Here is a 24,645-nt window from a genome sequence, read left to right as displayed (position 1 = left end):
ATTTTGGAATCAACCTCATGTGGATATGGTTAAACATTACTTACTCTTCCTTCTGATTGCTTTGGTATGCGGTTGCGCTACGTATGAAGCCAAATACGCAGCACCTTTTTCCGGCAAGGAGACCTCCGACCATAAGGAATTGGAGCACACTTTTTATTTGATCGGGGATGCCGGGCAATCCCCCATGGGAGAGCTCAATCCTACCTTGAAAAGGTTTAAGTCTGTTCTGGAAAGGGCCAACGAAAACAGTACCGTTATTTTCTTGGGAGACAATATTTATCCGGCAGGATTTGTGGACGAAAAAGATGACCCCGTAGGAAACGAACGATCCAAGCACTATTTGGATGCCCAATTACAAACACTTGAATCGTTCAAAGGGAACGCCATTTTTATTCCGGGCAACCATGACTGGTACAGCAAAGGTCTGGAAGGTCTGGAGCGGGAAGAAAAATACATTCAGGAGGCATTGGACAACAAGGAAGTGTTCCAGCCCCAAAATGGGTGCCCCATGGAAAAGATGGCCATCAGCGACAAGGTCATGGTCATTGCCATCGACACGGAGTGGTACCTGACCAATTGGGACAAACATCCCACCATGAACGATAAATGCGAGATCAAGGACAGGGGTCGGTTTTTTGAGGAACTGGAAAGCGAGATCAAGAAAAATTTGGACAAAACGGTGATCATTGCCCTGCACCACCCCATGTTCACCTATGGTTCGCATGGAGGGCAGTTTTCCTTTGAACAGCACCTTTATCCCAGTGGGGGCAAGGTACCCCTTCCCGTTTTTGGGACTGTGGCCAATTTTTTGCGGAAAACCTCCGGTGCCTCGGTGGAAGATTTGTCCAATAAAAAATACAACGAACTGAAAAAGAGGATACTGACCATGTCCCAGTTTTCCGAAAAGGTGATTTTTGTGTCCGGGCACGAACATACCCTCCAATACATAGAGGAATATGGCAAGCCACAGATTGTGAGTGGTTCCGGGGCCAAGACGGGCGCCACCCGACTGCTGAACGGAAGTAAGTTTTCAACAGGGAAAAATGGGTACGCCATCCTTAAAGTGTACAAAGATGGTTCGTCCGCTGTCGACTTTTATGGGGCGGATGATGTTTCGGAGGAACTGCTCTTCCACACCGAGGTGCTTCCCAAAGACAAGTCCACGGCAATGACCGGACTTTCCAAAAAATTTCCGCCCTATGTGGAAGCTTCGGTCTATACCGAAGAGGAAGTGGACAAAAGCGGGTTCCACAAATGGCTTTGGGGCGAACGCTACAGAAAATACTACGCCACAAAGGTCAAGGCGCCCACTGTGGATCTGGATACCCTTTTCGGGGGATTGAAGGTGGTGCGCAAAGGGGGCGGCAACCAGTCCAGTTCCCTTCGTTTGGAAGATGAAAAAGGAAAGCAATATGTGATGCGGGACTTAAGAAAGAGTGCCGAGCGATATCTGCAGGCCATGGCCTTCCAAGATCAGTACATCATAGGCCAGTTTGAGGATACCTTTACCGAAGAATTGCTGTTGGACCTTTATACGGGAGCACACCCCTATGCGCCCTTTGCCATGGGCAAACTCTCTGATGCCGTCGGTCTCTATCACACCAATCCTACCTTATATTATGTGCCCAAACAATCCGTTTTGGGCGATTTCAATTCGGAGTTTGGGGATGGACTCTACATGATCGAGGAACACGTTTCCGATGAGCACGACGACCTTGAAAGTTTTGGACGGACCAAGAAAATTGAAAGCACCTACGACCTTATCGATAAGCTACGGGAGGATGAAAAATACAGCATTGACCAAAAGGAATATGCCAAGGCACGCTTGTTCGACATCCTTGTCGGGGATTGGGACCGTCATGTGGACCAATGGCGATGGGCCGAGTTTGAGACCGAAGATGGAGATAAGGTGTTCAAGCCCATACCTAGGGACAGGGACCAAGTTTTTTCCCGATGGGGCGATGGGTTGATCATGAATTTTGGTTCGAGGGCGGTACCGGCACTCCGCATTTTTGAAGGCTTCCATGAAGAGATCCGGAGCGTGAAGGGCTTCACATCATCACCACGGACCTTTGCCCTTGATATGGCCCTGCTATCGGAAACATCGATAGACGTCTGGGTCGAGCAGGCCAAGTTTATCCAAGAGCATATTGACGAAGCGGTAATCGATGAGGCCTTTTTGGATTTTCCGGAGGAAGTAAGGGATGAAACCCTTGCCGAGATCAAGGAAATCCTATTGGCAAGAAAAGAGAACCTCGTGGAAACGGCAAAGGAATATTTTTCCGTGTTGAACAAATACAGCGTGGTGGCCGGCACGGACAAGGACGACCACTTCAAGGTGGTTTCCCTGCCAGATGGAAAAGTGGAAGTATGGGGCCATCGAATCAAAGGAGGCGAGATCAAGGACCCGTTTTTTCATAAAGTGTACGACCCTTCGTACACCAAGGAGATTTGGATCTACGGGTTGGATGATGATGATGTTTTTGAAGTGGATACAGAATCTTCCAAAATAAAGGTGCGTATGGTCGGCGGACAGAACAATGATGTGTACCAAATCTCTGAAAAATCAAAAAAAGCGTTCGTCTATGATTCCAAGGCCAAGAAGAACACTTATGATGAAGCCTACGGGGGAAACATCAACCGCTTGGACGATTACGATACCAACACCTACGAGTTCCTCAAGATAAAGGCCAGCAACAACCAAATACTACCGACCATTGGTTTCAATCCGGATGATGGGCTGCGTATCGGGCTGACGGACACCTATACGTTCAATGGGTTCAGGAAGAACCCGTTCACCCAACAGCACACGTTCAATGCCGCCTATTATTTTGCCACCAAAGGATATGATGTGGGGTACAAGGGAGAATTTGCGCATGTTTTTAACCATGTCAACCTGGAGTTGAACGCCAGGTTCACCAGTCCCAACTTCACGCTCAACTTTTTTGGTTTTGGAAATGAGACCGCGAACAATGATGATGACGAACCTTTGGGCCTGGATTATAACCGGGTGCGTCTGCGGACGTTGAGGTTCACACCATCTTTGGTTTGGAGGGGCTATCTGGGTTCCAAGGTGCGGGCCGGGATTTCCTATGAAAGCATTGAGGTGGAAGAGACGGAGAACAGGTTCATCAACGAGTTCTATGTTGAAAACGGTGAGGAAAACCATAAAAGCTTTTTGGGAGTGGAAGGTGAATACAGCTACTCCAACACGGACAATGAGGCTTTCCCGACCCTTGGCATGGCATTCACACTGCTCGGCGGCTACAAGACCAATGTGGAAGAGCAGGGCAGGTCCTTTGGGTTCATCGTGCCCAGCCTGTCCATAGATCATAGGTTGGTCCCAAGCGGAAGACTTGTTTTGGCCACCAAACTGAAAGGCCATTTCAACATTGGCGATGATTTTGAATTTTACCAAGGGGCAAGCATTGGGGGCAACGATGGATTACGGGGCTATAGGTTCCAACGCTTCACGGGAAAAACCGCTTTTTACCAAAGCTCGGACCTGCGGTACAGTTTCAGGGCCAGACCCACAGGGATTTTGCCTGTCACCCCGGGAATCTATGGCGGATTCGATTATGGTCGGATTTGGTTTCCAGGCGATGTGTCCCAAAAATGGCACAATTCCTACGGAGGCGGATTTTTTCTGAACGGCGCGGATATTTTGACGGCAAATGCAGGCCTCTTCCAAAGTGCGGATGGGCTCAGGTTTGCTTTCGGGCTCGGATTCGGGTTTTAATCCAGCTTGAATTGATAAAGGCTCCGTCCACCATACTTGTTCTGTTCATCGGCGATCAAGAGGGTCTTGTTGTCCAAAAAACAGATGGACTCAATCTGGGTTTGGCAGTTCAAGTCGATGGTCTGAATGGATGCCTTGGAAAAATCGGAAAGCTCAAAATCCGTCAATAGGAACACAAGGCCATAGCTGAGTAGTGCAATCGTCTTCTTATCGGGGGAAATGTCCGCTCCTGTCACCGAACAACGGTCTTGATCTCCGCACAGGAACAGGGAACCTAAAGGTTCCGCGGTATGTTCACCCTCGGTGTCCGGAACCCTGTAAATCAATGTTTTTCCGGAATAGGGGCGTGTCCTGTTTTTGGTAAAGATGTACAGATGGCCGTCCAAGTGAAAAAAACCTTCCGTATCAAAATAGAGACTGTCCTTTTCGGGAGGGAAGTTTTTCTGATCGGGATAGTGGAACGAAATCTTTTTGGCATTCGGTTTTTTCTTGTCCAATTCGGATTGGGGCACTTTGTATATGGTCAGGTTTTTGCGCTCATTGGCATTGTTCCCAAAATCCCCGATATATAGGTTGCCATCGTTGTCAAATGCCAAATCTTCCCAATCTTGGTTTTTGGCATGATCGATTTTGAGGGATTGGACCAACTTTGCCTTCGCATCGACCTGATAGATCTTGTCCTCATTTCCACTGTCCTGGATTACCCAAATGGCCCCGGCAGGTGAAGTCTCGATGCCCGAAACTTCTTTGAGTTTGGAGGAAAACTTGCCCACGGGGTCCAATTTTCCATAATAGGTTTGTTGGGCACAAGCTTGTGCATAGATCAACACTAGAATCAGTGCAATTTTTTTCACTTGGATTCTTTTAGGGGCAGATAGACCTCGGTTTTCCAATTCAACTCGTTACCCCCCATGTTCGGGTTATTGTAGAACACTTCTATAGGGTTGTTCTCCACTGCGATATTGTTTTTTTTGGCATAATCCTGTAGCGCGTACCATGCCCTGTCCGAAGTGATGTAGTTGCCATTGTATATGGCTTTCAAAGATCTTTTGCTGAAAATACGCTTGTACTCGATATCAGGATGGTTGGGCAATTTTTCGGACCGTACTATGGGATAGCAGAAATTATAGTCCAGCATATTGGCCTTGATGTCCCAATTCTCCACTTCCACAAAAGGGAGACCATTCAGCGTAACCCCGTTGTCCACCAAAAAGGAATTCAGCAGGGAATAATTGGCCATCATACCCCTTGCCTTGTCTTCTGGAGAAGTGTTGAGGGCAACACAGGCACAAAAAGAGGAAAAAAGCTCTGCTTCCCCCACGATTGATACCTTAAAATCCTTCAAATGGTCGTTCAAAAAACCATTGAAATCCAAAAGTGTCTTTCGGGACCCTTTTTCAAAATCCGTGTCCGAAAAGGGTACTGAAACCTTATTTTTCAAGGTGTGTTCCGGATCTTTGATGTTGACTTTTACCTGGCTCAAAGAATCATGGATACGGGTAATGTTCCATTCATAGACGTGAACGGAATCGTTCACTACAATGGTCTGTTCAAAATGGCTAGGACTTTCAAATTGAAGGGGAACAACACTGTCAAAACCCATGTTCCATGCCTTTACGGTCTCATAGATGGTGCCAGGGATAGCTTTTGCCTTAAAACTGACCTGATAATCTTGGGGCTTGATGAACAGATACCACAAGAGCAGAACCAATAGGAGTATTGGAATGGATATAAAAACCTTCTTCATAATTCATCCGTAAAAATAGGAAATTAGCCCTTGGTCATGTCCAGTTTGTCCACAATAAATTTCCCAAGGTCACGTCCCTGCTTGATCCCCACCTCAATGGCAGCGCGGTAGTGTATGCCACCGTACATCCTGCTGATGGCGGCCTCATCCGCAGCTTGGTTGAACGAGGTGAATGAACGGACGGGAAGCCCATAGGGTGTCTCCGTATCGTCGTCAAAGGAGAAACCGTCCCCAAAAATGCTCGTAAGAACGGTGGATGCTGCGCCTGACACCACACTGTGCCCACTGGTATATTCCGGGAATGGGGGTGTTTGCAGAACGGGTGTCCAGCTATCGTCAATATATTCGTTGATTACGGTCTCGGGTCGTATGAGGTTGCTTCGGTACTTTTCGTCCCAACAGCTGATGAACCCATCCGCAATGGCAATGGAAGTCTTGGTGTAGGCAAAAACGGTTCTTGCAAAATCCGTATCGGCCTTCCTGCAGGCAATCTTGGTGATACCGATCCAGTGCGCGCCTGGAGTGATTTTTTTAGTGGCGAACATTAAATGCCCACGGGTCACTGAAACATAGGGATTACAGTCCCAAAATTTGGCAATGGCCACCTCTTCGGAAGCATCGCCTTTGGCGGTCATCTCATTTCTGACTTCATAAACCTCCATCAATTCTTTGTAAAAATCGGAGTCTTTTTCCATGGAAAAAACCGGTGGTGGTATAGGCTTGAACTGTGCCGCTGAATCAATGGCAAAAGGCCTGATTTTGGCCCAATGCGGTTCAAGGCCGTTCATATAGGCAGGTGGGGTGGGTTGCCACCGCGAAGGATCGTCGGAATTGACCGAAAACTTGGGCATGGTACGAGTTTCCTTGTAGTTGTCCTTGCCCATCCAAGCAGCGATAAAATCCGCCACTTCCATCCCATAGTCCTTGGAAGCGTTGAACATGGTCTCGTTCTTTGCTGTCCAAAGGGTATAAAGGCTGTCCCTGAAATTGGAGACCCTTTCCTCGGAGAAGATAAGTCTTCGGCTCAAATCGATATGGGCCACCAATGCGGCCACTTCAAAATTTACATTTTCCGTATCCTTGGGGGCCGGGATGTCGCCCAAACCGGTCAATTGACCCGAAAGCGATTTGTACTTGTCGCCCTTCTTCGCAATGATCTCATAAGCTGCGATGTTGGGATAGGCAAAAATCCTACTGGCCACCGGAGGGGAAAAGATATCGTGTATCATGACCTCGACCACCTTGTCCACAGATTTGTGAAAATCCTCCGAAGTGACCACAATGGGTTCTTCCTTTTTTTGGCAGGCTGATAGCGCCAAAAATACTACCGCTATTAAACTCAATCTTAATTTCATGACCTTTTGGTTATTTTTTGAATGTATAGACTTGTACTTTATCATTGTTGAACACGGCCAACAGATATTTTTGACTGTTCAGTTCCAAGGTTTGTAGGTGCCGCAACGATTTTTTGGTGAAATCGAGACCCAGTTCGGCCCCTAAGATAACCGTTTCGTCATTTTTGATCAGGGCCCCGGAAAAGGAGTCCAAACGGCCATGGTACGGTTTTACCCCAAAGAAATTGCCCCCGCAAAGCGCTTCTTGGGAACCGTCACCATCAAAATCATCCACCAAAAATGCCGTAATGGGAGAAACCTGTAACTCGTTTTGGAAAGGGACGAAGACAAATTTGCCGCCATCGTTCCTCAAATAGCCCGATTTTAGGGTGTTGACCTCCAAAACCGCGGATTTTTTCAGGACATCCTCTCCGAAAATCTCTTCCATGGTCTTTCCGGCAAAGGATTTATAGCTGGTGTATTTTTTACGGAGATAGACCAATTGTGCCGTTAGGCCGTCCATAGACTCCAACGGATAGTATTTGCCATTTTTTTCCATGGCTGTCACGGTCTCGGTCTGTCCATTGTCATCAAAATCATCAAAATAGAGTTTCATGGGGAATTCCTTGGAAGCCTTGAATTTGGAATTGGTGCCCCAATTCCCCAGCAGATAGTCCAAATCTCCATCCCCATCCATATCAAAAGCCGTAATGCTCTGCCATAGGCCTTTGAGGTCCAACGCAGCTACTTCCGTGAAGGTGCCATTTTCATTTTTCAAGAACTTGGGCGACATCCATTCCCCTACCACTATGAGGTCCGTTGAGCCATCACCATCAAAATCGCTCCAAATGGCATCGGTGACCATTCCTTTGGAATGTTTGGCAAAGCTATCGACCAATTGAAACTGGCCTTGGTTGTTTTCCAGCAGATAGGATGTAGCAGGTGCCCCAAATTGAGCCGTCAATGTATGTCCGCCCACAAAGACATCCATGTCCCCGTCCCCGTCATAATCGAAAGGTCTTACCACGGATGAATTCTGGAAGATTTCAGGTAGTTGGATGCTGGTAAATGACGAATCTGTCTGAATGTAACAGGCATCCAACAGGGCATCGGACTCCCCGAAGAAATCACCGCCCCCCGAAGTGACAAAAAGGTCGTTCTTGCCATCATTGTTAAAATCCGCTATGGTCGCGGATATGTTTTCCCTGATGGAATCTTTTTGGATGCTATCGAACCGTTGGGCCACAAATACACTGTCTTGCTGGACATAGACTTGCGCAGGGAAAAATTTGGATCCACCAAAGAAGACGTCTGTTTTTCCATCATTGTTCAAATCGCCCTGTGCCAAGGCGGGACCTCTGTCCGAAACTTGATAGGGGATGAGTTTTTCGCGGTTGAAGTCGGTATAATTGTCCTCAACATGGGTGTAATCCAAGCCCAAATTGCCCTCTACCGGAGTGAATATGGATTTTGTGGGCCTGTGCAATGTGCCGTAATCGAACGGCTTGGTGTTTTCCGGTTTCAGGGTCAGGGTCTGGTTTACCGAAACATTTTTCAGGACTTGATAGGTCCTGTCCGGCCATATGATTTTTAGGGAATCCACTTTTTGGGCATTTCCGTACCCAAAATGTACCATAGGTTCAGATGAAGCCTGAAAACCACGGGTGGGAAAAAGCTCCTTGAACTGAAGGTTCCCGTTGTGATAGGAATATACCTTGGTGCCGATGCCGAAGCTGTTTTTTGGAGTAAAATTGAACTTGACCTTGAGGTAGTTGGATTTCTTGTCCACTTTATTGATGTAAAGTGATGCAGGTTGGTCTATGTTGTTGGTCACCAGGTCCATATCCCCATCCCCATCCAGATCGCCCATGGCCGTGGCCCCAGAAATCAAGGTGTCCTTGGTGATCCAATCCCCGGATGTGTCTTGGAACATGAGATCCTTGCCTCCTTTGAAGGTGTAGTTGTGCACATTTCCCGAGGGCATAAGGTCCAATGCCTTTTCATCCACCAATTTGGTATTGTCCAGTTTTTTCTGGATCTCATTACTGGAAGCGAATTTGATAAAATCGAGATCATTAGGCCTTTTGGGAATGCCGTTGGAGATGAACACATCTTGGTGGCCGTCTTGGTCATAATCCCCAAAAAGGGCGCTCCAGCTCCAATCGGTGGCGGCAATGCCACTCATAAGGGCCGTTTCCGTAAAATTCCCGTCGGGTTGGTTCACATAGAGCATGTTCCGTGTAAACTGATAGTGGTAGCCAAAACGGTCCACCCTCATTTTTTGGGTCTGGATGTTATCGTCCCCCTCCGATGACTTTAGGGCAACTTCATCTTCTGGCAACATGTCGAGGGATAAAAAATCGGGCCTGCCATCGTTGTTGATGTCGGCCACATCGTTCCCCATGGAGAACCTGCTGGTGTGCCCGAAATATTTCCGGAGACTTTCCGTGAAGGTGCCATCGCCATTGTTCAGATAGTAATAGTCGTCCTCATGGAAATCGTTACCCACGTAGATGTCGGGATAACCGTCCTGGTTGAAATCGGCTATGGCCAAGCCAAGACCGTACCCGTTCACCCCGCCATAGATGCCCGCTTCCTCACTCACATCCTTGAACTTTCCATTGTCGTTGCGCAACAGTTTGTCGCCGGTCTCGTAGCGTCTTTCAAAACGCAGGTCGAACTTTCCAAAGGAATTTTGTGTGTGGACGGCGTGGTTCAGGAGGTAGAGGTCTAGGTCACCATCCAGGTCATAATCAAAAAAAGCGGCGTTGGAACTGTAGGAATCAAAATCCAGACCATATTGCGCAGCGCTTTCTGTAAAGGTGTTGTCGCCATCGTTGATGTATAGCTCATTGTATCCGTTGAAGCCATTGATGCCCACCACGGCACATACGTAAATGTCCAAAAGCCCATCACCGTTCACATCTGCCATGGTGGTCCCTGTGTTCCATGTGCTGTTCCCTTCAATCCCTGCGGTTGCCGAAATGTCCTCAAACTCCAAATTGCCCTTGTTCAGGTACAGTTTGTTCTTGACCTGGTTCCCGGTAAAGAAAATATCGGGAAGCCCATCGTTGTTGATGTCGCCGATGGAAACGCCTCCACCGTTATAGAAATACAGGTAGTCCAATATGCTCAGCTCATCCGTGGGGGTGAGTGTATTGGTAAAGGTGATCCCCGTTTCCCGAGGGTCCGGATTTTTGAATAGACTCCCTTCTTTTTGGCAGGACACAAAAAGTACAGCAAATACCAGTGCGATGCGAAACCTAATCATTGATGGCAAAAATCTTGGGTGTGTTGTTGTTGATGGCCGCTATGACGAAAACCTTGCCATTTTTATCCTTGAACTGTTGGAGATACTTGACCTCGTCGCGAACCTTGAAGCCACTGGTATCAAAATCCTGCCATTCAAAACCGAGTTTGCCGTCGCCCAACAAGAGGTTGCCGTAGCCTGCATCCAATCTGGAGAATTGCGGTTTAAACTCGAAGTTGTTCCCGGCCATGATCAGGTCGAGGTTACCGTCCTTGTTCACATCCATGCAGGTGATGTCACAAATGCAGGAGAGCTGTACCCTGGGCGGAAGGTTTTTGATGGTGAACTTTCCACCGCCCTCATTGATGGCAATGACGGATGCGGAGGTCTCCGCTTTTTTCACAATGGATTTGTCCAATACGTCCTTTGGAAAAAGCTCGTGTATAGTTCTGCCTGCATAGTCAGAGGCCTTGAGGTTCTGTTTCTTGAGTGCGGGCAGTTGTTCGGTAAGTTCCCTCTTTTGATGAATGGGATAGTCCTTTCCATCCTTTTGGAGGGTCGTGATCTGCTCTATGGTGCCATTGTTGTCATAATCATTGATCCACATTTTCATGGGGGTCTCGTGGGTGGGCTTGTAGTGGAGGTTGAGCCCTTGGTTGCCCAATATCAGGTCCAAATCGCCATCATTATCGAGGTCAGCTGCCTCTACAGTGTTCCACCATCCATAAAGGCTATCCAAAGAACTTGACATTTTTACCAGCCTTCTGCCCGTATTCTTATAAATTTTTGGTGTGTCCCATTCGGACGTGACGATAAGGTCTTTTTTGGAATCCCCATCAACATCCGCCCACTTGGAGTCGGTGACCATACCGGCATCCTTGAGGTCGTAGCCCAATCGTTCCGTAACATTCGTGAACGTTCCGTCCCCCATATTTTCAAGCAGCAGGTGATCTGGTGAGATGCCATATACGCCCACTACGCTTCGCGACCCAATGAAGAGGTCCATATCCCCGTCGTTGTCAAAATCATAAGGGGAGATGGTTGAAATATTTTTGAAGGTGGAGGGCAGTTCGCTTTGCGGTTTGGTGAAATTACCTTTTCCATCGTTCAGGTAGAGTCGTGCTCTATAACTACGTTGCATACCCACATTGTTGCCGCCAGAGCCTACAATAAGGTCCAGGTCACCGTCGCCATCGGCATCGAAAAAGGCTGCGGCCACATCTTCAAAATCCCTATCGTTTTCAAAGACAGGTGATTTTTTCTGGGAAACTTTTCCATTGCCCGTGTGCAGGTATATGGTGCCGGCCTGGCCTTGTGCCCCGCCGATAAAGAAATCTTCGTGGCCATCACCATTGATGTCTGCCACTGCAAGTGAAGGGCCTTCTTGTGAAAGTTTTTGGTAGATAAGCCCCTCATAGTCAAAATCGTTGTAGGCATCTTCTTTGTGGTTGGCCATCATTTTGTTGTCCAGCTCGCTCAAAAAGGATTTTATCGGTTCTTTTTTAGGCACTTTGTAGGTCTCCGTTGCATCGGCGTGGGTGAAGGTCAACACTTGGTTGGCCTTGACGTTTTCCAATTTTTGGGTGCGATCGTCCGGCCAAACGATACGGATGGAGTCCAAAGCTTCTGATTTCCCCAAGCCAATGGTCATACCGTATTCCATGGAGGATTGGAAACCACGTGAAGGTATCAATTCTTGGTTGATGATGTGCCCGTCAAAATAGAATTTGGCCAAGGTACCGACAGCAAAAGGGTTTTTTTCAGATCCTTTGAACTTCAATTGGATAAAGTTGTTGTCCAACTGAGCTTCGGAATTATTTCGGTATATATAGGCCTCCGTATTCACATTGTTGATGACCAGATCCAGGTCGCCATCGTTGTCCAAATCGCCATAAGCGGCCCCGTTGGAGCGGGAGGGAAGGTCAAATCCCCACTCCTTATTGGCATTTTTGAAGGTAATATCACCATTGTTCTTGTACGCATAATTGGGTTGTGGCTTGATGGGCATTTTGCTGATGATGGAGTCTATGGATTCCTTTTTTCCCGTGAGGGCCATTTTCTGCACGATCTCGTTGGCAAAGAAATCCACAAAATCCAAATCGGTAAGGTCGTGGTTGATGCCGTTCGTCACAAAAATGTCCTTAAGGCCGTCATTGTCCATGTCGAACATGAGTCCTGCCCAGCTCCAATCCGTTGCATCTATGCCACTGTAGTAGGCGACTTCGGAAAAAGTGCCGTTACCATTGTTCAATTGCAGGGTGTTCTGGATGTACTGTTGGTAAAAATCCTTACTCTGCTTAAGGTCAAAAACATTGAACCCCTCAAATTCCATTACGGATTTCACCCTTTCTTCCTCTTCGGGCAACATGTCGGTGATGAAGATGTCGTTGTGTCCATCATTGTTGATGTCGGCAATGTCAATGCCCATAGCGGAAAGGCTGAGGTGCGAGGTCCATTCCTTGATCTCTTCCTTGAAGGTGCCATCTTTTTGGTTGATGTAGAGATAATCCCTTTCGTAAAAATCATTGGACACATAGATGTCAGGGTACAGGTCTCCGTTAAAATCGGTGACCAGGACACCCAATCCAAATCCGATGAGGCTTCCGTAAATCCCGGCTTCTTCGCTGACATCCACAAATTTTCCATTGTCGTTCCGAAGGAGCATATCTCCCACGCCTTTAAAAATATCAGGGACCCCTTCCCAATCTTGTGCACGAACCTGGCGCTGCTCGGCATAGCCAAGACTGCTCACAGGAATGTTGCTGTTGTTCAGGATATAAGCATCCAGGTCGCCATCCTTGTCATAATCGAAAAAGGAAGCATGGGTGGTAAACCCGGTTTTGGCGAGGTTGTATTCGTTCGCTTTTTCGGTAAAGGTGAGGTCGCCGTTGTTGATGTATAGGTCATTATCGTGGTTGTTGCCTTCCATGTTCCCCGCATTACACACATAGATGTCCAGAAGGCCATCTTGGTTCACGTCCACCATCACCACGCCCGTGGACCATGGCTTGTTTCCGCCCACGCCCGCACTTTCGGAAATATCCTCGAACTGGAAATTGCCTTTGTTCAGGTAGAGCTTGTTCGGGACCATGTTCCCGGTGAGGTAAATATCCTGGAGACCATCATTGTTGATGTCGCCAATGGCCACGCCCCCTCCGTTGTAAAAATTCCTGTATTTGAAAATGTTGAAATTCTTCTGGTTTTCAACCGAATTGACAAAGGTTATGCCCGTATCTTCGGAAGGCAACAATGTGAAAAGTGTCTCCCCTTTTTCTTCCACTTTCGATTGTTCGCTTTCATGGTTCTTGCATGCAGTGCCGAGAATCAAAAGAAGGGGTACGGCGGCGTATTTTAGTTTCATTTGATATTCTCTTTTATCACGGGATGTGGTGTCTTTATAGTTTTAGGGCCACTCTCATTATATCGTTTTTGTGAACTGTGGCTGTGTCAACAGATTTGTTTCGGTATTAGCTTAACTATATGCAGAAACAGGTGCCCAAACAAAACTCCTAATCTACCAAGTTGGGCAATTATCTCAAAATATTCTCAGGGCATTAATATTTTGTTAATCGTTTATTTGTTGTTTTTTCATTCATTGACACATATGTTCCTATGTAAGAATATAGGCTGTTTACCATTGATCAAAAATAAATGCCGCCCACATAGGGGCGGCATATAAACAACTTAAACTTTTTCCTATTTAGTAGCCTGGGTTCTGTACCAAATTTGGATTGGACAGCAAGGCAGTTGCAGGAATTGGGAACAGGTTTACATTCGGATCTCCACTAACTTCCTTAAGGCCCCAAGGAGCTGTGAACTGACCAAATCGGATCAAATCGTTCCTTCTCCAAAACTCTATGTACAGTTCACGTGCCCTTTCGTCCAATAGGGTTTCTTCCGTTACACTAGGAAGCGGGTCTGTGTCTGCTCTTTTGGCACGAAGCTCATTCACCATTGCGGTTGGGTCATCGCCCATACGCATCATGGCCTCGGCCTTCATCAAATGCGCATCTGAATACCTGAAGAGAATTTGATGTTGTCTGAAAGAATTCACATTGTCTTCTTCTGTGGGATCGTATGGGTGATATTTAATTACCCTGATACCTTCTGTCTCGCCATTACCTACCAATGAAGGTATTTCCTTCTTCAATACCAACGGCTGTCCTTGCCTGTTCTCAAGAGGGGTTCCATCCTCATTGTACTGAAGCCCGATCAAGAAACCATAACCAATTCCTAAATTCAGGTTGGTCGCAGTGGCGGCATCAGGAACAAAACCTCTACGCTCTTCTTGACCATCGCCTACATAATTGGTCTCTGGATCTCCTTCAAACAGATCGTAAAATTCTGCAAGTGTGGAAAAGCCGTTCCAACCTCCACCAGTATTGTCTGGGGCATTCTGATTGTAGTGCATACTGTTCCATATCCTTGCTCCGATATCACTTCGTAAAAAGAGTATGGTCTCAGAATCATCTGTGGGCTCAAAAATTTGGAAATAACCCTCTTGTATGTCAAATCCACTAGCATTGATTTCGTCCACTAGGTCCACAACCTTTTGCATATCTGCGGCCTCTGCTGTACCCGTGCCTTTATAGATATGGGCATTTAAATACATTTTTGCCAATAGGAATTTTGCTGCTTCTACGGAAGCGGTTCCCACATTGGCCACTCCTGGTGTAACTGAGGATAAACCATCCACAGCGTCGTTCAAATCTGTTTCTATGAAGCTGAAAGCCTCACTTCTTGAAAGCACTGTAGGATTGATTTCGGGCCCTTCATCCACCCCCCTAAAGGGAACAGAACCGTAAAGATCCATCAAGAAGAACATGTTGAATGCTCTAAGGAACTTCGCCTGTGCCACTGTACTGGTACTGGCACTTGTCGTTTCAATAATTTCAGATGCCCTAAAAATGTTTTGGTTCAAATTGTTCCAAGCATTTTTTACAAACTGGTGGTCGGGGGTCCATGTGTGTGTATGCAATTGTCTCCATACTCCATTGTCGCCCCAATCGGTTCCTCTTGTCGGAATCAATAGTTCGTCAGAAGTCACCTCAGATAGGGCGTACATGTTTTCCTGCGTTGCAAAATCCCCACCTACCTTGTTGTACAAATCATTCAAGGCTGATTCTGGGTTGGTGACGCCTGTAAATCCACCGCCACCAGATCCTTCACTGATAATTGAGTCAGTTTCCTCAATCTCCAAATCGGTACAAGAGAGGGTAAACCCTATTATGAATAGTGAAGCAAAAACAATTTTTTTATATGTTTCTAGTTTCATGCTAATTTTTTTAAAAAGTTACACTAAAGCCAAACGTATATGTTCTGGGCCTTGGGAATGCCGAGTAGTCGATACCGGCAATGGGAAGACCGTTCAATAGGTCTCCTGTGGCAGGCGTAACACTTACCTCGGGGTCCAATCCACTGTAATCAGTGATCACGAAAAGGTTCTGGCCAGTAAGGCTCAGCCTCATCGATTTGAACATGCCGTCTCCCGACAAAGGCACATTGTAACCTATGGAAGCGGTCTGTAGTCTCACAAAATCTCCTTTTTCCAAGAATCGAGTGGAAACGGAAGCTTCAGCAAAACGGCTTTCCACACCTGCCAAATCAACCACATTTTGGGTGACATTGTTACCACTTCCGATAGCACCTCCAGTAAAGAAGGCATTGGCTGTGTTATTATAAATGTAGTTTCCAAATTGTCCATTGAAATACAGGGAAGCATCCCAGTTCCTATATCGAGCCGAGGTTGAAAAACCTCCAGTGATATCAGGGAGGGCACTTTTGCCTACGAATTTTTGATTATCGGTACCACCTTCATGGACTGGGTTTCCATCATCATCAAAACCAGTGAACTCCCTAAGGTAGAATGAATAAAGTGGTTGTCCATTCTGCAAACGCTGGGCGAACGCATTGGTAAGACCAGCTCCTCTAATGGTACCTGCAGGAATTGCTCCTTCAAAATCCTGTATCTCATTTTTGTTATAGGCCATGTTGAAACCAGCGGTCCAGTTATAATCCTCTCCCTGTAAAATGTCATAGTTAAGTGAGAATTCAACACCTTGGTTAAGAACAACGGCATCCAAGTTCTGGAAGAAAAATGGTTGGGGAGAAGGTTGTGCTGCCTCAACGCTCAACAATAGATCTCGGGTTTCTTTGCGGTACACGTCCAAGCTACCATTAAGGCGATCATTGGAGAAACCAAAATCCAGACCCACTCCATATTGGGTAGTCTCTTCCCACTTAAGGTCAGGGTTTGCAAAATCAACAGTACTTGTACCAGGTACATTGACCGCGCCTCCGTCAGCTATACCACCTCCAGAATATCTTTCTCGTCTGATGTATCTTCCGTAGCCAATACCATCCTGGTTACCAGTGATACCATAGCTCAATCTCAATTTAAGGGTGGATACGGCGTCGCCAATAAAGTCCTCTTCATTGATTTTCCATGCAAATGCAGCGGATGGGAATACACCGTATTTGTTGTTCTCCCCAAATCTTGACGAACCATCGGCTCTTACAGTTGCAGTGAATAAATATTTATCCGCAATGGTATAGTTTGCTCTTGCAAAAAATGACTGCAATTCGTCCGTATTGTCGAAGGTGTCTGCAAACAGGGCGCGTACACCAAGACCGGAAGTTTCTCCAAGAAACTCAGTTTCAGGTGTAGGGAACAAACGGTTCACAAAAAGCCCATTGGGGTTGTTTGGAACGTCGAATGAATAACCATACTGTTGGTATCTTCCTGAAATTTGTGATTCTAAAGCAGATGCAGAGTTGGAAAGATCTGTTGCCATTTGGTTCAAATCGGCTGAACTATATCCCCATCCTTGAATGTTCCTGCCCCTTACATTGAAATCTTGGTAAGAAAAACCAACTAGGGCATCCAAATTGGAGTTCTCGAACTCCGTATTGTAGTTAACGGTCAATTCCAACAATCTGTTCTCATTGATAAGATCGTTCAGGGCACCTCTACCATTACCAGCAGCACCGCTTCCTACATTGAATGATTTGCTAGAAAGAGAAGCTTCCCTTTTTGAATCGGACTTGTCATATCCCAAAGTCACTTTGGCGGTCAATTCGTCCAAAATGTCATACTCCGCGGAGAAGTTGACCAATACACGATCAGTGTAGGTCATGCTCTGCCAGTTTTGCAAAAGGTTGATTGGATTGATCCTATCACCAGGGTTGAAGTTGGGGTTAGCTGGCCATGTTGGATTTGAAGCATAGGCTGCACCCAATAAATCACCAGTAGACCCAGCACTACCACTCAATGGTGGTGCTTCATCGTTTACCCTTGAAAGTGTACCCTGTAAGTTGAGGCGTAATTTATCCTCCAAAAAGCGATGAGAGGCATTCAATCTTCCAGTAATCCTTTCTTGGGAGGATTTTTCAATGATACCAAACTGTTTTCCATAATTGAAAGTGGCCCTGACATTCCCTGAACCATAATTTTGGGAGTAGGCCAAATTATTATTGGTCGAAGCAGTAGATCTTGTGACTAAATTTTGCCAGTCGGTATCGTTGCCATAGTTGATGGCAGTACCCCCGAAGGCATCCACAGCGTCAAGAAATTCAGAAGCGTTTAAGAGGTCGAGCTCTTTGGCAGGTGTGGAATAGCTCAAATCCGAGGAATACTCCCAAGTACCTCCCTTGGCGCCTCCTTTTCCACTTTTGGTGGTGATGATGACCACACCATTGGCACCCCTGGATCCGTAAATGGCCGTTGCAGAAGCATCTTTCAAGATACTCATGCTCTCAATGTCATTTGGGTTAAGGAAGCTCAACGGGTTTCTGGCGGAACTGGAACCCACACCAATGTTTGTGCCTTCGGAAGAAGTGTCACCCGAGGGCAATGGCACTCCATCCACCACAAAAAGAGGGTTGTTGTTGGATCGTACAGAGGAAGTACCCCTGATCCTAATGGCAACTCCAGATCCAGGCTCACCACTCCCTTGTGAAATCTGGACACCGGCGGTTTTACCTTGGATCAATTGTTCAGGGGAAGAGATGATACCTCTGTTAAAATCCTCGGAAGTAACAGCTGCCACAGCACCTGTAGCGTCCTTTACCGTCGTTTGGCCATAACCAATGATCACAACCTCGTCCAATGCCTGGGCATCTTCTTCCAAGGTTACGTTGATGGTGGACTGGCCATTTACCGATCTTTCCACGGTCTTGTAGCCAATGTAGCTGAACACCAAGGTAGCCGCACCATCAATGTTGTTGAGGGTGTAGTTACCATCAAAATCGGTCTGGGTACCATTGGTCGTGCCTTTGACCAATACGCTAGCCCCTGGCAAAGGTCCGTTTGCATCCGAAACGGTACCTGATACTGTTTGGGCTTTTACCATGCCAAAGCATAAAAATGCTCCAAGCAACAAAAAGCTTTTTAGTAGCGTAATCTTCATAAATGATTAATTTTAAGTTTAGTTAATTTTAATTCAAGTGTTAAACATATATAAAAAAAGTGTTAATCGAAATTTAACTATATCGCAATCTATCACGAAAACGGTTTCGTGTTGATAACTTTGGGCAGGTGCGAGGTTGGCAAAACTTAAAGAGTCGATTTATCCATATCACAAAATAACCAAGTCTATTTAAAGAATTTCGCAATAGTCCTGCTAATATAATGTTTTTTAGCTTTGGTACGATTAACATTCTTTTTGGAGTTTTTGCAAAGCTGTCCCGGGTTTTTGTTAAAAAGCTTGTTTTGTCCGATGGCTTGTCTCTTTATTGAGTAATTTCCAACGTCAAACCAAAAAGATTAAATTTTACCAAATTGAAAACCAAGATTACCTTAAAGGATATTGCAAGGGAGCTTGAAGTGTCCATCTCTACCGTATCTAAAGCGCTTAAGAACAGTGAGGAAATAAGTAGGGACACCAAGGAAAAGGTACAGGCCTTCGCAAAACTTTATAACTACAAACCCAACAACATAGCGATCAGCCTCAAGAACAAGAGGACAAAGAACATCGGTGTTGTGATCCCCGATATCGTACACCACTTCTTTACAACTGTGATCCGTGGGATCGAGAAATATGCAAATGCAAGGGGCTATAATGTAATTGTCTGTCTTTCGGAAGAATCATTTGACAAAGAGGTGATCAATATGGAGATGCTGGCCAATGGTAGCATTGATGGTTTCATCATGTCACTTTCCTCCGAAACACAGCAAAAAGGGGACTACAATCACCTGAAAGAGGTCACTGAGCAAGGAATCCCGGTGGTACTGTTCGATAGAATCACCAATGAAATAGATTGCGATAAGGTAGTCATCGATGATGAATTGGGCGGATACATAGCCACCAAAAAATTCATAGAACAGGGAAAGAAGAAAATAGCCATGATCACCACGGGCGATTATTTGAGTGTGAGCAAGGCCAGGACCATGGGCTACCAAAAGGCCCTCTCCGAAAGCAGCTTGGGAGTAAACGATGACCTGGTATTGAAAATGCCATCGATGGAAATGGACGAAAACCGCATCAAGGAATTCCTGGAAACCCAAAAACCGGATGCCGTTCTCTGCGTCAACGAAATATTTGCGGTGTACAGCATGCGTTTGGTGCAAAAAAGTGGCCTAAAGATCCCGGAGGATATTTCCTTTATCGGTTTCACGGATGGCGTCCTTTCCAAGTATGCCAACCCAAGCCTCACTGTGGTCGCGCAACATGGGGAGAAAATGGGCGAAGTATCCGCCAAAATGCTCATAGACAAAATCGAAAGCGAGGAAGAGGAAGAAACCTACCAGACCAAAATTTTGGAACCCACATTGGTCATCAGGGAATCCATAAATCATTAAGTTTGCGCAAGCTGTCCATGGGGGCGGTTGCAGTTGTTTATCAAGTTTAATTATTTATGAATCAAGACTATATCCAAGCAGACCCTTGGTCCATCATCGAGGAAGGATTTGACCGGGAACAGGTAAAATCCTCCGAAAGCCTCTTCAGTATCGGGAACGGGGCCATGGGCCAGCGTGCCAATTTTGAGGAACAGTACTCAGGCGAGACCTTTCAGGGCAGCTACATTGCCGGGGTCTATTATCCAGACAAGACCCGTGTGGGTTGGTGGAAAAATGGGTATCCCGAATACTTTGCCAAGGTGCTCAACGCCCCCAACTGGATCGGGGTGGATATCATCATAAATGATGAAGCACTGGACCTGAACACTTGCAAAAAAGTGGAACATTTCCGTCGCGAACTCCATATGAAGGAAGGTTGGTACAAACGCAGCTTTGTGGCCACCCTGCCCAACGATGTGGAAGTGGCCGTTGAGGTGGTCAGATTTCTGAGCTTGGATTTGGACGAGACGGGAGCCATACAATATAATGTACAACTGCTGAACTCGGATGCCGAGGTCGTTGTAATTCCTTATTTGGATGGGGGCATCAAGAATATGGACAGCAATTGGGCCGACAAGTTCTGGAACATCACCGATATTGCTTCGGATGGGAACAGGGCTTTTGTGGCGTCACATACCATGAAGACCGATTTTGCCGTCTGTACTTTTATGCAGGCTGAACTTTATGTCGATGGAGCTAAATTGGATATAGAACCCGCAGTTGAAGAGACTGCGACGTCGGTGAGGCATGCCTATAAAGTGAATCTTGGCAAGGATGAAACCCTTACCTTGGTAAAATTTGGAGGTTACACGGTGGACAGGAACCACCCTAAGGACAAACTGCAGGAAGCCGCCAACAAAGTTCTGGACAAGGCATCTGCTTTAGGATTTGATGGCTTGCTCCAAAAGCAGAAAGAAGCATGGGCACAGGTTTGGGAGATGAGCGATATTGTCATCGAGGGCGACGTAAAGGCGCAGCAGGGCATTCGGTTCAATATATTCCAGCTCAACCAGACCTATTCGGGCAAAGATTCCCGTTTGAACATTGGCCCTAAAGGATTTACCGGAGAAAAATACGGTGGAAGTACCTATTGGGACACCGAGGCCTATTGTTTGCCTTTCTATATGGCCACAAAAAACCAGCAAGTAGCTTGGAACCTGCTCCAATACCGATACAACCATCTCCAGAAGGCCATCGAGAATGCCGAGAAATTGGGCTTTGCCAACGGCGCGGCACTCTATCCCATGGTCACCATGAACGGCGAGGAATGCCACAACGAATGGGAGATTACTTTTGAGGAAATCCATCGGAACGGGGCCATTGCTTTTGCCATTTACAATTACCATCGATTCACGGGCGACTATAGTTACATCCCTAAAATGGGTCTTGAAGTCTTGATCGGGATAGCCCGATTCTGGCACCAGCGCGTCAATTTTTCAGAGGAAAAACAGCAATATGTAATGCTTGGCGTAACAGGGCCCAATGAATATGAGAACAATGTGAACAACAATTGGTACACCAACTATTTGGCTCAATGGTGCATCGATTATACCATCGAACAGATCAATAAGGTTCGCAAATCCTATCCCGAGGACTACGAAAGGATCATGGCCAAAGCAAAGCTGTCCCCTGCTGAAATTGAGGATTGGGCCAAAGTTTCGGGCAATATGTACTTTCCTTATTCCGAAAAGCACCAAGTGTACCTGCAGCAAGATGGATTTTTGGATAAGAAAATGGTAAAGGTGCAAGATTTGGACAGGTCCGAACGGCCCATCAACCAAAAATGGAGTTGGGACCGGATCTTACGTTCGCCCTACATCAAACAGGCCGATGTGCTCCAAGGCTTCTATTTTTTTGAGGACCATTTCAGCCCAAAAGACCTGGAAAGGCATTTTGATTTTTACGAACCCTTCACCGTGCACGAATCCTCCCTTTCACCTTGTGTGCACAGTATTCAGGCGGCTAAATTGGGACGGATGGAGCAGGCCTATACCTTTTACTTAAGGACCTCCCGATTGGATTTGGACGATTATAACAAAGAAGTGGAGGAAGGCCTTCACATTACTTCCATGGCAGGAACCTGGATGAGCATTGTGGAAGGTTTTGGAGGGATGCGGGTGCTGGACGGCACATTGCATTTTGGGCCAAGGATCCCTAAACAATGGAAATCCTACTCCTTTAAGATCAATTTTAGGAACCAGATCATTACCGTTACTGTTTCTGCGGACGGTTGCTCTTTTGGGATTACGGGAGAAGGGCCACTCACTATCCAAGTACATGGCAAACCGGTCCAGTTGGTTCCCGGGGAAACGGTCAAGGCATGAAAACTAATCGCTTCATCACTTTTCTGATTGTGTTGGGAGCGTTATATTCATGCAAGGAAAAAACCGTACAAAGGCCAGTGGAACCGCCCATGAAAAAGAAAATCGTAGTCTATCAGGTGTTTACAAGACTTTTTGGCAACACCAACACCACCAATAAGCCGTGGGGTACCCTAGCCGAAAATGGTGTGGGCAAGTTTTCCGACTTTACGGAAAAGGCCCTGGAAGAAATAAAAGGACTGGGCATCACGCACATCTGGTACACCGGAGTGCCACACCATGCCCTGATTAATGATTATACCGCCTACGGAATTTCGAATGACGATCCCGATGTGGTGAAGGGCAGGGCGGGATCTCCCTATGCGGTCAAGGATTACTATAATGTGAACCCTGATCTCGCCACCGATCCCTCCAACCGATTGGAAGAGTTCAAGGCCCTTATCCAAAGGACCCATGACGCGGGGATGAAGGTCATCATCGATATTGTTCCCAACCATGTGGCCCGGAACTATGAAGGGAAGACCAACCCCAAAGGGGTTGAGGATTTTGGGGCGAATGATGATACCTCCAAAGAATATGATGTCAACAACAATTTTTACTATATCCCCGGCGAAGCGTTCAGGGTGCCCGAATGGCAAAACGGTTACCAGCCTTTGGGGGGAGATAAAAGTGCATTGACCGACTCCAAATTTGAGGAAAATCCAGCCAAATGGACAGGAAACGGTTCGCGTTTGGCACAGCCCCATTTCAATGATTGGTACGAAACGGTAAAGATCAATTACGGGGTGCGTCCTGACGGGACAAAAGATTTTGTGGAACTTCCTGATGACTTTGGTGGTAAGGACCATCGGGCCCATGTTGATTTTTGGAAAGACAAGACCCTGCCCGATTCATGGTACAAGTTCAAGGACATTGCCCTCTACTGGTTGGATTTTGGGGTTGATGGATTCCGTTTCGATATGGCCGAAATGGTTCCCGTGGAATTTTGGAGCTACCTCAATTCCACGATCAAAATGAAGAACCCTGATGCCTTTTTATTGGCCGAAGTATATAATCCTGGCCTGTACCGGGACTACATCCACAAGGGCAAGATGGATTATCTCTACGACAAAGTGGAGTTGTACGACAGCATCAAGCACATTATGAAAGGCTACGGATGGACGGACCACATTCCCGTAGTGCAAAGGGGTATGGCCGATATTGAACACCACATGCTCCATTTTTTGGAGAACCATGACGAACAGCGTATCGCCAGTCCCGAATTTGTTGGGAATGCGCAATTGGGAAAACCTGCCATGGTGGTCTCAGCCACCATTAGCACCTCGCCCACCATGATCTATTTTGGACAGGAAGTGGGGGAGCCGGCAGCCGAGGATGCCGGGTTTGGCAAACCTTCCCGAACCTCCATTTTTGATTATATTGGGGTGCCTCATCACCAAAGGTGGGTAAACGATAAAAAGTTCGATGGCGGCCAACTTTCCGAAGAAGAAAAAGGCCTTCGGGATTTTTACAAGCGCCTGTTGAACTTTACCATACAAAGTGATGCCCTGATGGGGAAATACCAGGAAATCCACTTCTACAATAAGGAACGGACCGAAGGGTATGACCACAGGGTGCTTTCCTATGTGCGCTGGTCCGAAAATGAAAGACTCATCATCGTTACCAATTTCGATGCCGGGAAAAACTATGCATTTGAGTTGAAACTGCCGGAAGATGTGATGGCCCAATGGCAGTTGAAGGACGGGGAATATCCTTTGCAGGATAAATTGTTCGGTGATTTCACCACCAGGCTGTCCGTAGCGAATGGGCAGGGGAAAATCCAAGTGGAATTGCAACCCCTTCAATCCCATATCCTTGGTTTTGTAAAATAAAAAACGGGTTGCAAAGCAACCCGCAGAGGTCAAGATAAAACCAGATACTATTCCTTGACCGCTGTTTTTTGGTAAACGAAGGCAATCACGGCACCTATGATTCCATAAAAAACAATATCCAGAATGGCTTCCACGGCATGTCCCGTCAAATCCATCCAGATCATGGTGCCATAGTACAGCAATCCCATGCCAACCCCCATGAAGACCCCGATCCAAGCGCCATAGGTAAAACCTTGTCCAATGGAATGATGGCCCCGGGCCCATTTACTGTACAAAGTGCTAAGGGCAAAGACAGCTATGAGATTGCCCAATGCGACCAACCCCAAGTTAGGAGGATCTTTCGCAATATCCACCAAGGAATGCTGGGTGAAAAAATCGACAGTGGCAATACCCCAGATGAGGTACCCCAAAAAGAACATAACGACCGTGCCCACCAAAGTGGCCAATAAGTTTGATTTTGAAAACATAATAAGTCGATTTATTGGTTATTAATATGATAAATGTATCAATAAAAAAATATCAAATAAATAATTATTGATAATATA

The 24,645-nt window shown here is 46.5% G+C and carries 12 protein-coding genes; 4 read left to right on the top strand and 8 right to left on the bottom strand.

Annotation, left to right across the window (positions count from 1 at the left end; all coding sequences use genetic code 11):
* Positions 1–25: 25 nt before the first annotated feature.
* A complete protein-coding gene (locus SD450_RS05200) occupies positions 26–3,739 on the top strand; it encodes a metallophosphoesterase (protein WP_318343580.1) in 3,714 nt (1,237 codons plus the stop codon).
* On the opposite strand, the gene SD450_RS05195 is transcribed toward SD450_RS05200, so the two are convergent.
* From SD450_RS05195 to SD450_RS05165, 7 genes are all read right to left on the bottom strand, one after another.
* Positions 3,736–4,593: a hypothetical protein gene (locus SD450_RS05195; protein WP_318343579.1), complete on the bottom strand. Its 858-nt coding sequence runs from the start codon at positions 4,591–4,593 to the stop codon at positions 3,736–3,738. The genes SD450_RS05200 and SD450_RS05195 overlap by 4 nt on opposite strands.
* Positions 4,590–5,486: a GyrI-like domain-containing protein gene (locus SD450_RS05190; protein WP_318343578.1), complete on the bottom strand. Its 897-nt coding sequence runs from the start codon at positions 5,484–5,486 to the stop codon at positions 4,590–4,592. Before SD450_RS05190 ends, SD450_RS05195 begins: the two co-directional genes overlap by 4 nt.
* Positions 5,487–5,509: 23 nt before the next feature.
* Positions 5,510–6,841 carry a vanadium-dependent haloperoxidase gene (locus SD450_RS05185; RefSeq protein WP_318343577.1) on the bottom strand — a complete coding sequence of 444 codons (1,332 nt, stop codon included), beginning with the start codon at positions 6,839–6,841 and terminating at the stop codon, positions 5,510–5,512.
* A gap of 10 nt (positions 6,842–6,851) precedes the next feature.
* Positions 6,852–10,091: a VCBS repeat-containing protein gene (locus SD450_RS05180; protein ID WP_318343576.1), complete on the bottom strand. Its 3,240-nt coding sequence runs from the start codon at positions 10,089–10,091 to the stop codon at positions 6,852–6,854.
* The gene (locus SD450_RS05175) at positions 10,084–13,431 is read right to left on the bottom strand and encodes an FG-GAP-like repeat-containing protein (protein WP_318343575.1); all 3,348 of its coding nucleotides are present in this window, start codon (positions 13,429–13,431) and stop codon (positions 10,084–10,086) included. The genes SD450_RS05180 and SD450_RS05175 overlap by 8 nt, the downstream gene beginning before the upstream one ends.
* Positions 13,432–13,770: 339 nt before the next feature.
* Positions 13,771–15,345, bottom strand: a complete 1,575-nt coding sequence (locus SD450_RS05170; protein WP_318343574.1) for a RagB/SusD family nutrient uptake outer membrane protein — start codon at positions 15,343–15,345, stop codon at positions 13,771–13,773.
* Between the two features lie 10 nt (positions 15,346–15,355).
* Positions 15,356–18,478 carry a SusC/RagA family TonB-linked outer membrane protein gene (locus tag SD450_RS05165; protein ID WP_318343573.1) on the bottom strand — a complete coding sequence of 1,041 codons (3,123 nt, stop codon included), beginning with the start codon at positions 18,476–18,478 and terminating at the stop codon, positions 15,356–15,358.
* Between the two features lie 371 nt (positions 18,479–18,849).
* On the opposite strand from SD450_RS05165, the gene SD450_RS05160 reads away from it, so the two are divergent.
* Genes SD450_RS05160 through SD450_RS05150 form a run of 3 tightly spaced genes read left to right on the top strand, consistent with a single transcriptional unit; the run spans position 18,850 to position 24,100 of the window.
* The gene (locus tag SD450_RS05160; RefSeq protein ID WP_318343572.1) at positions 18,850–19,869 is read left to right on the top strand and encodes a LacI family DNA-binding transcriptional regulator; all 1,020 of its coding nucleotides are present in this window, start codon (positions 18,850–18,852) and stop codon (positions 19,867–19,869) included.
* A 56-nt stretch (positions 19,870–19,925) separates the two neighbouring features.
* Positions 19,926–22,232, top strand: coding sequence for a glycoside hydrolase family 65 protein (locus SD450_RS05155; RefSeq protein ID WP_318343571.1), 2,307 nt, complete (start codon positions 19,926–19,928; stop codon positions 22,230–22,232).
* Positions 22,229–24,100, top strand: a complete 1,872-nt coding sequence (locus SD450_RS05150; RefSeq protein WP_318343570.1) for an alpha-amylase family protein — start codon at positions 22,229–22,231, stop codon at positions 24,098–24,100. The genes SD450_RS05155 and SD450_RS05150 overlap by 4 nt, the downstream gene beginning before the upstream one ends.
* A gap of 47 nt (positions 24,101–24,147) precedes the next feature.
* Here SD450_RS05150 and SD450_RS05145 read toward each other — a convergent pair whose 3' ends face one another.
* Entirely contained in the window at positions 24,148–24,567 is a 420-nt protein-coding gene (locus tag SD450_RS05145; RefSeq protein WP_318343569.1) for a hypothetical protein, read from the bottom strand.
* Between the last annotated feature and the right edge of the window lie 78 nt (positions 24,568–24,645).

This window comes from Flagellimonas baculiformis (assembly GCF_033441575.1).
Classification (GTDB): domain Bacteria; phylum Bacteroidota; class Bacteroidia; order Flavobacteriales; family Flavobacteriaceae; genus Flagellimonas; species Flagellimonas baculiformis.
The sequence above is the reverse complement of the archived record's forward strand: the minus strand, read 5'-3'. Positions and strand labels throughout refer to the sequence as shown.